Source organism: Nitrobacter sp. Nb-311A (assembly GCF_000152905.1).
Lineage (GTDB): Bacteria > Pseudomonadota > Alphaproteobacteria > Rhizobiales > Xanthobacteraceae > Nitrobacter.
In genome coordinates this window covers 51,993-62,695 of sequence record NZ_AAMY01000005.1, presented here as the reverse complement: position 1 = coordinate 62,695, position 10,703 = coordinate 51,993, and the positions used below count along the sequence as shown (strand labels likewise).

Here is a 10,703-nt window from a genome sequence, read left to right as displayed (position 1 = left end):
TGCCCCGCTCGCGCCGGCCATGACGAAAGAAAAAGAAATTCAGGAATACCCTCATGCTCGATTGGCCCGATACTTCTCCTTCCACGCCGACACCGCCCGTTCCGCCGCAGACGCTTGCGCATAGCGACGGGGCGTCTGATCCATCACCTACGCTAACCGATACCTCCGCCGACGCCACCGGCCTTGGCGACATCGATCGCGGCGCGGCGCGGGTGCGCGTCGACGACAAGCGGATGATCAACGCCCGCGCCGACGTCAACCAGCTCCTGCCGTTCAAGTACCGCTGGGCCTGGGAGAAGTATCTGTCCGGCTGCAACAACCACTGGATGCCGACCGAGGTGTCGATGCAGGCCGACATCGCGCTGTGGAAATCGAGGGACGGCCTGACCGATGACGAGCGGCGCATGGTCAAGCGCAACCTCGGTTTCTTCGCGGCGTCGGAGTCGCTTGTCGCCAACAATATCGTACTGGCGATCTACCGCCACCTCACCAACCCGGAATGCCGGCAGTATCTGCTGCGGCAGGCCTTCGAGGAGGCCGTCCACACTCACACCTTTCAATACATTGTCGAAAGCCTTGGCCTCGACGAGGGCGAGCTATTCAATATGTATCGCGAGGTGCCTTCGATCACGGACAAGGCCGCCTGGGCGCTCAAGCACACCCGGCATCTCGACGACCCGGGCTTCAAGACCGGCACGCCGGAGGCGGATCAGGCGTTTTTGCGCGACCTGGTCGCCTTCTACGTCGTGTTTGAAGGGATGTGGTTCTATACCGGTTTCGTCCAGATCCTCTCGCTAGGCCGGCGCAACAAGATGATCGGCATCGCCGAGCAGTATCAATACATCCTGCGCGACGAGTCGATTCACCTGAACTTCGGCATCGATGTCATTAACCAGATCAAGATCGAGAACCCGCATCTCTGGACCAAGACGTTCCAGGACGAGGTGCGCGCCATGCTGAAGAATGCCGCCGAGCTCGAAGCCGCCTATGGACGGGACACCATGCCGCGCGGCTTTCTCGGCCTCAATGCGGCGCTGTGCGAGACCTACATGCACGTCATCGCCAACCGTCGCTGCGCCCAGCTCGGGCTTGCGCCGGTGTTCGCGGAGACCGACAATCCGTTTCCGTGGATGAGCGAGGCGATGGATCTCAAGAAGGAAAAAAACTTTTTCGAGACCCGCGTCATCGAATACCAGAACGGCGGCGCGCTTGCGTGGGATTGAGTGCACCCCGCACAGAACGCGCCGTCCTCCTATAGCGTTTTCAAACGAAGGGTAGCGCGGCTTGACCGGGGATTATAAACCGGCTCGCGTGAGGACAATGCGTCAGACCAAAATCTGAGAACTACGTTTTCTGAACCTGTTCAGAGCGCAAAGATCTCAGACACGCAATCAGCCCTGCGACGGTTTCCAGTCAGCGGACGGGATAACGTTGATCATCCAGGGGATGCCGAACTTGTCGATCAGCGTGCCGAAGCCCGGCGACCAGAAGGTTTCGCCGAACGGCATGCCCGCTTTCCCGCCTTCGGATAATTGGTCGAACCAGCGTCGCGCTTGGTCCATGTCGTGAGTATGCAGCGTAACGTCAAAGCCGTTCTTGGGCTTGTCGATGTTGGATGCCCAGCCGACGTCCATGTCGGCGCCCATCAGCGATTGGTCGCCGACATCGAGCCAGCAATGCATCAGCCAGCTCTTGTATTTCTCGTCTGTGATCGGCATTCCCGGCGGTGCATCGCCATAGGGGATGGCGGCCTTGATCGTCCCGCCGAGAACCTTGGCGTAGAACTCGAACGCCTCGCGGCATTGTCCCCGGAAGCTGAGGCTGGTCACGATCTTCATGGTCGTCTCCTTATCCGACAGGGATATCGACTCGCATCAGGAAAGATCCAGCTGCCAGGACACACCGAAGCGATCAGCGACCCAAGCGAAACGCCTGCTGAAACCGTAATCGTCCAGCGGCATCAGCGATTTGCCGTCCGCCGACAGTTCATCAGAAACGATTGCATCGCGGACAACTGCCACTCCTTCTATATTTGTCGCTTGGGGATGGCGCCGGAGCTGATTGACGTGTCTTTCGATAGCTTGATATCAACGTAATCCGGCCGCGGAGTCAACTCTTCTGATGCGCACGTCTTCGGGTCCTGCTTTCGAAACCACGATTCTGGTGCGCGACACCTGCCTGTGCCTCCACGCTCAAAGAGCGGCGCGTGCGCTCGCACGACGGTTCGATGATGCGCTGAAGCCGGTCGGCATCACCAACGGGCAGTTCTCCCTGCTGATGTCGTTGAACCGGCCGCGGCCACCGAACCTCGGCAGCGTGGCGGCGCTGCTGGTCATGGACAGGACGACCCTGACCGCCAATCTCAAGCCGCTGCAGCGACGGCGTCTTGTCGAGACGATGGCAGATCCAAAAGACAAGCGTGCCCGGCTGCTACGGCTGACGCCCGCCGGCCGGGCCGTCCTGGCTGAAGCGACGCCGATCTGGCGGCATCACCATATGGAGATCGAAAAAGACCTCTCGAACCCCGATCGTCTGCGCCTCGAACTCAACATTCTGTCGAGATCCGACAGTCATAACGGTGCGGCCAGGTAAAGCGCGAGTTGCAGCGGCGGCGCTACGTTGCCAGCTCCAGAGGCTCGACCGGCCGGTCGCCAAACGTATCCCCTTTAAGCATGCAGCATCCCCAAGGCCATGATAGGTCGTGCTCTTCGAAAGCAGCATGGCAGGAGCGAGCATGTGGCGAAACGACGTTGCAGTGATAGCGATCAGTGGTCTCCTGACGACCGCCCTGAACATCTCCCCCACGGCGAACGCCACGGCTCTCCGATGGAGCGGCATCGTCTACGCGTGCAACCCACCGCTCGCCGCCAAAGAGTGGGGCAATGATCTTTGCGACTTTCTGGAGAGCGAAGCCCGCAAGCAAAGCCATAGCCTCGGCGTTCCGTTAGCTCGTTCAACCTTGCAGAAAGCGGGCCCATCCGGTTCTCCTTCAGAGGGCAGCATTTCCTTCCAATGGGGTCCTGCCTTGAGGATGCTGGCGATGCTGGAGCCCACCAGGAGTGTGAGCTATCCGTGGTCGCTCGCATTGCTGTTTTACGAGCACACTCCCGACGCCGCCGGACAATATGACGAGAACCGATGGCGTATAATCCTGCGGCAAGATTTCACGCTTCTTCAGGGTCAAGAATCGAAAAGCGCGAAGGACACCGTGCCGGCGGTTATGAACAATATTCTGGTTCGCTTGCTTTCCGCAAAATAAATACAGCCCCGCTAATTCCCTCCGTTATATTCACTCTCCGAACTCAGCTGGCCAGCAGGGCTGCAGGCGAGCATGAAGAAACAAGCGCTCCTTATTCTAGTCGCGATTCTAAATAGCATTTTCATTCTCGATCGAGCGGCCGATGACGCCTGCTCGGACCTGCAGAAAGCCATAGCGGCCGGATAGGAATCGATGCGGGCAATCATCGCCTGATCAATGCCACCTCAAAGCTCTTACAAGATCAACAATCGAAACATGGTCACCCCATTTGGAAGTGTGGGCGGAACAATTAACGTCACACCAAAGCGTGCCAAGGACACGACCGAGTTCACGGCAACTCAAGTCGGTGGACATGCTGATGTGGCACGCCGTTTTGGAAAGAACAATGAGTTCGGGGTTCGGTTTAATGGTGTTTATCGCAATGGCGATACACCAATTGATCGACAGTCACGTGAATCTGCCTTGGCCACCTTCGCATTCGACTATCGGGGAGAACGTTTTCGAATCTCGTCGGATATCGGCTATTCTTCAGCCCGCGACCACCGGTCCGCCGGCTTTCTTCCAGGCATCGATGCCGCCCTCGATATGCACCGCATTGGTCAGGCCGGCGTCCTTCGCCGCGGTGACGGCCATGGCCGAGCGTTCGCCAAAGGCGCAGAAGAACACGATCCTGCGCCCAGTTGCAGCCGCCACCTCGCGCAGCACTCCACCCGGCTTCAGGCTGTCGGCGATATCCGGATAGGGCGCGTGCAGCGCGCCGGTCAGCGTGCCGTGCTTGGCGCGCTCATGGGCTTCACGAAGATCGACCAGCAGGATGTCGGGCTGACCGAGCCGGGCAATGGCCTCGCGCGGCGTCAGCGCCAGTCCCTGCTTCGCCAGATCGTCCTGCTTAAGTCCGACATGCATGTTGGCGGGGATCACCACGTCCATCAGCTTCGGGTTCGGCAATTTCAAGTTGTTCATCAACTCGACGTATTCGTCTATCGAGCGCACCTGAAGCCGCGGGTTATGGCGCCTCTCCTCGCCGATGGTGGAGACCGTGTCGCCCTTGTAGTCGTGCGCGGGAAACACCATGGTGTCGTCGGGCAGCTTCAAAAGCCGGTTGAAGATCGAATCGTACTGCGCGCGTGCGCTGCCGTTCTGGAAATCGGTGCGGCCGGTGCCGCGGATCAAGAGCGTGTCGCCGGTGAAGACGCGATCGCCCATCAGGTAACTGTAGGAATCGTCGGTGTGGCCCGGCGTGTACATCACGTCGAGGCCGATGCCCTCGATGTTGATCGTCTCGCCATCGCTGACGCGCATCGACACGACGTCGGCCTTTGTCCGCTCGCCCATTACGGTGACGCATTGGGTGCGGTCACGCAGCTCGCCGAGTCCGGTGACATGATCGGCATGAAGATGCGTATCGATGGCCTTCACAAGCCTGAGGTCGAGCTCGCGCAGCAACTGGCAGTAGCGGTCAACCTTCTCCAGCACCGGATCAATGATGAGCGCCTCGCCTCCGGCGCGGCTCGCCATCAGATAGCTGTAGGTACCGGAGACGCTGTCGAACAACTGGCGAAAGATCATGATCGTATGACCCTGTCTCCCCCGCTCCCCCGGTGCTGTTTTTCCTGGTATTTATGCCATCTGCGCGCGCTTGCAACCGGTCGCAGGTCGGGCTCGCGGATCACATATGGCGCGCTTCAGAATATCACGGACACAGCCGTCGATCACGGCCGCACATAGCTCCAGCCTTGTTCCTGCAACTCTAGTAGCCGCACCATGCCCAAAGGCACGATCGTCGTTCCGGGCAACATCTCAAGCGGATGGCCTTCCTTCTTCTCCATGCTCTGCTTAGTGTTATTGCACGCTGAGAACTGAATCTTGCTGGGAGATGCGCTTTCCCGAATTTGCTTGATGCGATCCTTCACAGGCGATGTGTCTATGCGCAGCATATGGAGGCCCGGGCCGCACGCCATGATTTCGACGGCCACCGTCTCGTCCAGTCCGCGATAGTAATCGATCACGTCGGTGGCGTTGGTCAGCGCGAAGTCCATGGTGTGCCGATCGTTCTGGTCGACCTGAATGACCAGGCGGTGCTGCGGCTCGGCGGCAAAACCATACGAGGCGAATGCGATCAATATCCCTGCTGCGGCGATGATAGGACGCATAAATCGGCGCATTAATACCTCCTGTGGTCGTCGTCGCGATCTTCTGGTCACGGTCGCTGTGTCGGCGCGTGCATGATCTCGAACAAATTCCCAATCGCGGGATCGGCCCGAGCAGCACGGAAAACACCGGTTAATACCAACGTACGTCGCGCACCTTGCCTTTGGCAAGCTCAAGCTTCCGCATATCGCGCAGTCATCGACCGGCCTTTGTAACAGGCCAGCTTGCATGAGCCACCTTGCTGGCAAGCGCCCGTCCAATAACAGCGACGTGAAGCACGGGAGTTGCTTCCCGCATACTCTCCCCGGCTTGATCTCCACCTTCTCCACACGCATGTTAGTAAGGATCGTTCAGCTCATCCACAACCTCATCGGCGCCATACCGGATGTCTGGCCCGCCGGGACGAGACCAGGGCGAGCGATCGATCCTGCAGAATGTCGTGCTGAAATGAAGGTATCCGCCCATGACCGGTTACATCGGTGAATTCCGCAACGACGGCCGAAGAGAAGCATCCGATGAACGGCTCGATGCGGCGGCGTTTCACCGCAACCATGCCGCGATCTGGACGGTTCTCGAAAAATTCCTGAGCGGCAAGACGGGCGATGTGCTCGAAGCCGGCAGCGGCACCGGGCAGCATGTGGTTTTCTTCGCGCGGCGCTCGCCAGACATTACCTGGTGGCCGACCGATCTCAACGACCATCATCTCCGGAGCATCGCAGCGTGGACCGCTCATGAGAAGCTGGCCAACGTCCGCCCACCCCAACGGCTCGACCTGTCGAATCCTTGGCAATTGGCGGAAATGAACGATTGTCACGGCCCGCGCGCGCTGCTTGCGGTATTCTGCGCCAATGTGATCCATATCGCGCCGTGGCGCGTCGCCGAGGGCCTGTTCGCGGGCGCCGCACATCATCTGCGTCCTGATGGGCGGCTGTTTCTCTATGGACCGTTCAAGCGGGACGGACGACACACCGCGCCGAGCAATGAAGCGTTCGATGCCAGCCTTCGCAACAACAATCCCGATTGGGGCGTGCGCGACGTCGACGAGGTGTCGACGCTGGCGCAGCAAAATGGCCTGACCCTGACGGAGATCACCGAAATGCCCGCCAATAATCTGATCCTGGCGTTCGAACGAAATCAAAGATAAAGCGTCGCGGCCGCTTCAATGGGGCGCGGATTACCGCAGCGGCGGAGCATACATGATGCCGCCCGCGTTCCAGAGTTGGTTGAGGCCGCGCGGAATCTTCAACCTTGAATCACTGCCGATATTGCGGTCGTAGACTTCGCCGTAGTTGCCGACGTGGCGGACGATGCGCGCCGCCCAATCCTTCGTCAATCCGAGGCCCTCACCGTATTGACCATCGGTGCCGACCAGCCGCATCACATCCGGCTTCTTCGACTTCATCGCCTCATCGATATTCTTCGAGGTGACTCCAAGTTCTTCGGCATTGATCATCGCGTAGAGCGTCCATTTGATAATCATCATCCAGTCGTCGTCGCGCTGGCGGACAACAGGCGCCAGCGGTTCCTTCGAGATCACGTCGGGCAGGATGAAGCTCTCGTTCGGCTTGGTCAGCCGCAGCCGCAACGCATAGAGATGAGAAACATCGGCAGTCAGGACATCGCACTTGGCCTCGTCATAGGCCCTTAGCATATCCTCCAGCTTCCCGAATTTGATCTCCTCATATTTCAGGTTATTAGCCTTGAAGTAATCGGCGAGGTTGAGCTTCGTGGTCGTGCTATCCTGCACGCAGATTTTCGTATCACCGAGGTCGAGGGCCGAGTCGGCCTTGCGCGAGGTACGGACCATGAAGCCTTCGCCGTCATAATAAGCGACCGCCGGGAAGTAGAGATTGTAATTGGTTTCCCGCGACATGCTCCAGGTCGAGTTGCGCGCGAGGATATCGACCTTGCGGCTCTGCAATTCCTTGAAGCGTTCGTCAGACTCGAGCGGAACGAACTTCACCTTCGCCGGATCGTCGAAGATGGCGGCCGCTACTGCGCGGCAGAAATCAACGTCGAAGCCTGACCAATTGCCCTTCTCGTCCGAATTCGAAAACCCAGGCACGCCGGCGTTGACGCCGCACAACACCGCGTCGCGGCGAAGTGTTCGTTTCAGCGTCTTGGTATCATAGCGCTCATAGGTGATCGCCATCACCGCGATGGCGGTGGCGATGGCGAGGCCTATCAGGAGACCGCCTCGAAATGTCCGCATGGATAGCCCCTCTCGCAATATCGGAAAGTATCGGCGTGAATGACGCGACGATGATTAGAGCTTGGGTTTTTGCCGCACGATCACACGCGTGCCGACCGGAATGCGATCATAGAGATCGATAACGTCGGCGTTGACCAGGCGGAAGCAGCCCGAGGAGATCGCAGTTCCGATGGTATCGGGCTGGTTGGTGCCATGGATGCGATAGACTGTTGTGCCGAGATACATCGCGCGGGCGCCGAGCGGATTGCCGGGGCCGCCCGCCATGAAGCGCGGCAGGTAAGGCTGGCGCGCGATCATTTCAGGAGGCGGCGTCCAGTCCGGCCATTCCGCCTTGCGCGTGATATTGAGAATGCCCTGCCACTGAAAACCTGCGCGGCCGACGCCGATGCCGTAGCGAATCGCGCGGCCATTGCCCTGAATGAGATAAAGATGACGTTCTGCTGTCTGGATGATGATGGTGCCGGGCGGCTCGCTCGTGCGATAGAGCACCACCTGCTTGCGGTATTCCGGGTCGAGCTGGAACGAATCGTCGGCAACGAGACCAGGCTGATCGCCGTCGAACTGCTGTGCAAAACCAAGCGTCGCCGAAAGCATCAGGCTACCCATGGCGGCAACCGCCAGGGTCAGGTGCCGAAACCTGGTCATCGCCTGTCTCCTCGCTTGCTGCACGGCAATAATTTCCGGCTGCGTTCTCGTCAAATCACAATGGCATAAAATCCTAGCGACGACGCGATGGCAAGCGATCACACGGCGTGGGCAGAAAGGGGAGGCGTTGGCGCAACTGTCTTTTTTCAATCGCGGCTTTCTCCAGTATGGAAAACGCCAGCGAAGAATGGCATTGATCGGAAATCTTGCGCATTCTTGTCAAGACGGTTCGCGGGCCGGATGAGCATCGAGACTCGCCGGACATGGCCTGCGATCCACTGTTAATGAAACCATCCGGATAGAATGGGCAATATCAGGCGACCGAAGTAATCTGGACATGCTGCATTGAGCTCGCTGGCCGGCCCCTGAACATCCAACACCAACCATCTAGGAGAGAAGCAGGTGTCTGCTAGAGCTTCCAATTTGGCCCGCCTACCCAAGGGGATGCGGGACGTCCCGGCCTCCGAAGTCAGGCTGATTGAGAGCCTATTAGGCAATGTAAGGCGCGTTTACGACCTCTACGGCTTCGAACCTCTCGATACGCCGACATTCGAGTACAGCGATTCCCTTGGCAAGTTTCTCCCCGATCAGGATCGGCCCAACGAGGGGGTCTTTTCCTTCAAAATGGAAGAAGATGCATGGGTATCCCTCCGATATGATCTGACCGCACCTCTGGCGCGCTACGTCGCGCTTGAATCTCAGGCGTTGGCGAAACCATACCGTCGATATCAAAGCGGCTACGTCTACAGAAACGAAAAACCTGGTCCCGGACGGTTTTGCCAATTTATGCAATTCGATGCAGACACGGTCGGCACCGAGGACTTGGCTGCGGATGCCGAGGCTTGCATGGTGATGGCGGATGCCCTCGAAGCCTGCGGGATTCCGCGCGGCGGCTACCTCGTCAAAGTCAACAACAGGAAGATTCTGGACGGAGCCTTGGACGCAGCGGGTCTCAGGCTTGATGATGCAATCAATGGCCAGGCGCGACGGCTGACGATACTCAGGGCAATCGACAAGTTTGACAAGTTCGGCGTTGAGGGAGTGGCGCAACTCCTCGGCAAGGGTCGAAGGGACGAGTCCGGCGATTTTACACGCGGAGCTGACCTCTCGGGCAAAGAGATAGACCTCATATTCTCGTTTGTGAATGTAGGCTCGGGCAACCGCAGGCAGCTACTCGACAGGATATCACCACTCGTCGAGACAAGCGCGGTCGGGCGCGAGGGCCTCGCCGAGCTGGACAATATCGATAGCATCCTCACGGGATGCGGTTTCGGGTCGGACAGAATCTGTATCGAAACATCCATTGTCCGAGGATTGGAATACTATACCGGGCCCGTTTTCGAAGCGGACCTCCAGATCGAAGCCCTGGGAGGAAACGCCGACGTACCAAGGTTCGGCTCCGTTGGAAGCGGCGGCCGCTACGATGATCTCGTTGCAAGATTCACGGGACAGAAGGTGCCTGCGACCGGTTCGTCGATCGGGGTGTCGCGGCTGATCGCCGCTTTTGAGGCCATCAAAAGTGCGAGTCCTGCCAGAAACGGGCCGGTCGTAGTTCTGGTCATGGATCGCGATAAAAAGCAGGCTTACATGCAGATGACGCAGGCTTTGCGCAATGCCGGAATTCGCGCCGAGATGTACCTGGGCTCGTCTGGCATGAAGGCCCAGCTCAAATATGCCGACCGCAGAAACAGCCCGCTCGCCATCATCCAGGGAACGGACGAAAGACAGAACGGCGAAGTGAAAATCAAAAACCTGATCGAAGGCGCTCGTGCCGCAGATTCAATTGCCGACAATAAAACGTGGAGGCAGAATAACGTGGCGCAGATCTCGGTCACAGAGACAAAGCTGGTCGAAACCGTTCGCGAGATGCTGGCGACCATCGACCAGGATTCGACACAGGCGTGACGGAGGCGCGGACACAGTTTGGTATTCCAAACTGGAGGCGTAGCGCCTCCCCGCTGACGGCAAACGCGCCTCCCCGCCTTTGATAGTAAAATTGAGACGCGAGCGATGAACCCGTCCAGCGGCCGCTTCCAAGCTCAGCCTCAGGAACCGGCCTACTGTGAAAGTGCTGTTGGAATTCCGGTTTTGCCGTCAGGAAACGGCTCTGCCGTCATTGCCAAATAATACCATAAGCATATGCTCGCCGGATTGAAGCCAGTGGTCGGCAAGGAGGTCGAGGCATGAGGATACTGACCGTCGCGTTCGCTCTCGGAACGGCCTTGGCGCTGTGTTGCTCCGGCATATTCATTCCTGCGGCCCATGCCAAGCCCAGGCGGGTTATCATCGTCACGCCTCCAACCCCGCAGCCTTACTGGGACTCCTATATCGTTCCGCGGTATCGGTATCGTCCTGAGGACGATCGAGTAGATCCATGTGGCGGACCGGTGGTGCCTGTCGTGCGATACGGGGCTCAAGAGGCGACAGTCCCCTTTT

At 58.8% G+C, this 10,703-nt stretch carries 10 protein-coding genes and 1 pseudogene; 5 read left to right on the top strand and 6 right to left on the bottom strand.

All coding sequences use genetic code 11. The features are described 5' to 3' along the window. Window positions 1–53: 53 nt before the first annotated feature. Window positions 54–1,223, top strand: a complete 1,170-nt coding sequence (locus tag NB311A_RS03060; RefSeq protein WP_009796979.1) for a ribonucleotide-diphosphate reductase subunit beta — start codon at window positions 54–56, stop codon at window positions 1,221–1,223. A 168-nt stretch (window positions 1,224–1,391) separates the two neighbouring features. On the opposite strand, the gene NB311A_RS03055 is transcribed toward NB311A_RS03060, so the two are convergent. Together NB311A_RS03055 and NB311A_RS22390 are read right to left on the bottom strand one after the other, a co-directional pair. Then, window positions 1,392–1,838, bottom strand: a complete 447-nt coding sequence (locus NB311A_RS03055; protein ID WP_009796978.1) for a VOC family protein — start codon at window positions 1,836–1,838, stop codon at window positions 1,392–1,394. Between the two features lie 36 nt (window positions 1,839–1,874). Then, a pseudogene (locus NB311A_RS22390) lies at window positions 1,875–1,985 on the bottom strand (VOC family protein); the annotation flags it as partial. A gap of 136 nt (window positions 1,986–2,121) precedes the next feature. Between NB311A_RS22390 and NB311A_RS03045 the strand changes: the two are divergent. Both NB311A_RS03045 and NB311A_RS03040 read left to right on the top strand, forming a co-directional pair. Continuing rightward, window positions 2,122–2,592, top strand: coding sequence for a MarR family winged helix-turn-helix transcriptional regulator (locus tag NB311A_RS03045; RefSeq protein WP_009796976.1), 471 nt, complete (start codon window positions 2,122–2,124; stop codon window positions 2,590–2,592). Window positions 2,593–2,701: 109 nt separating this feature from the next. After that, window positions 2,702–3,259: a hypothetical protein gene (locus NB311A_RS03040; protein WP_040673819.1), complete on the top strand. Its 558-nt coding sequence runs from the start codon at window positions 2,702–2,704 to the stop codon at window positions 3,257–3,259. A 528-nt stretch (window positions 3,260–3,787) separates the two neighbouring features. On the opposite strand, the gene NB311A_RS03035 is transcribed toward NB311A_RS03040, so the two are convergent. Beyond that, a complete protein-coding gene (locus tag NB311A_RS03035) occupies window positions 3,788–4,828 on the bottom strand; it encodes an MBL fold metallo-hydrolase (protein ID WP_009796973.1) in 1,041 nt (346 codons plus the stop codon). A gap of 143 nt (window positions 4,829–4,971) precedes the next feature. Further along, the gene (locus NB311A_RS03030) at window positions 4,972–5,424 is read right to left on the bottom strand and encodes a hypothetical protein (RefSeq protein WP_040673818.1); all 453 of its coding nucleotides are present in this window, start codon (window positions 5,422–5,424) and stop codon (window positions 4,972–4,974) included. A 449-nt stretch (window positions 5,425–5,873) separates the two neighbouring features. On the opposite strand from NB311A_RS03030, the gene NB311A_RS03025 reads away from it, so the two are divergent. Then, window positions 5,874–6,554 carry a DUF938 domain-containing protein gene (locus NB311A_RS03025; protein WP_009796970.1) on the top strand — a complete coding sequence of 227 codons (681 nt, stop codon included), beginning with the start codon at window positions 5,874–5,876 and terminating at the stop codon, window positions 6,552–6,554. A gap of 30 nt (window positions 6,555–6,584) precedes the next feature. Here NB311A_RS03025 and NB311A_RS03020 read toward each other — a convergent pair whose 3' ends face one another. Then, on the bottom strand, window positions 6,585–7,622 hold the full coding sequence (locus NB311A_RS03020; protein ID WP_009796969.1) for an amino acid ABC transporter substrate-binding protein: 1,038 nt from the start codon (window positions 7,620–7,622) through the stop codon (window positions 6,585–6,587). A gap of 54 nt (window positions 7,623–7,676) precedes the next feature. After that, a complete protein-coding gene (locus tag NB311A_RS03015; protein WP_009796968.1) occupies window positions 7,677–8,267 on the bottom strand; it encodes a L,D-transpeptidase in 591 nt (196 codons plus the stop codon). Between the two features lie 402 nt (window positions 8,268–8,669). On the opposite strand from NB311A_RS03015, the gene hisS reads away from it, so the two are divergent. Further along, complete coding sequence (hisS, locus tag NB311A_RS03010; RefSeq protein WP_040673817.1) at window positions 8,670–10,172, top strand: histidine--tRNA ligase; 1,503 nt, start codon at window positions 8,670–8,672, stop codon at window positions 10,170–10,172. Window positions 10,173–10,703 lie beyond the last annotated feature (531 nt).

Coding starts and splice junctions, on each gene's coding strand:
- NB311A_RS03060 (WP_009796979.1), top strand. CDS start 54: ATGCTCGATTGGCCCGATACTTCTCCTTCCACGCCGACACCGCCCGTT.
- NB311A_RS03055 (WP_009796978.1), bottom strand. CDS start 1,838: ATGAAGATCGTGACCAGCCTCAGCTTCCGGGGACAATGCCGCGAGGCG.
- NB311A_RS03045 (WP_009796976.1), top strand. CDS start 2,122: ATGCGCACGTCTTCGGGTCCTGCTTTCGAAACCACGATTCTGGTGCGC.
- NB311A_RS03035 (WP_009796973.1), bottom strand. CDS start 4,828: ATGATCTTTCGCCAGTTGTTCGACAGCGTCTCCGGTACCTACAGCTAT.
- NB311A_RS03030 (WP_040673818.1), bottom strand. CDS start 5,424: ATGCGCCGATTTATGCGTCCTATCATCGCCGCAGCAGGGATATTGATC.
- NB311A_RS03025 (WP_009796970.1), top strand. CDS start 5,874: ATGACCGGTTACATCGGTGAATTCCGCAACGACGGCCGAAGAGAAGCA.
- NB311A_RS03020 (WP_009796969.1), bottom strand. CDS start 7,622: ATGCGGACATTTCGAGGCGGTCTCCTGATAGGCCTCGCCATCGCCACC.
- NB311A_RS03015 (WP_009796968.1), bottom strand. CDS start 8,267: ATGACCAGGTTTCGGCACCTGACCCTGGCGGTTGCCGCCATGGGTAGC.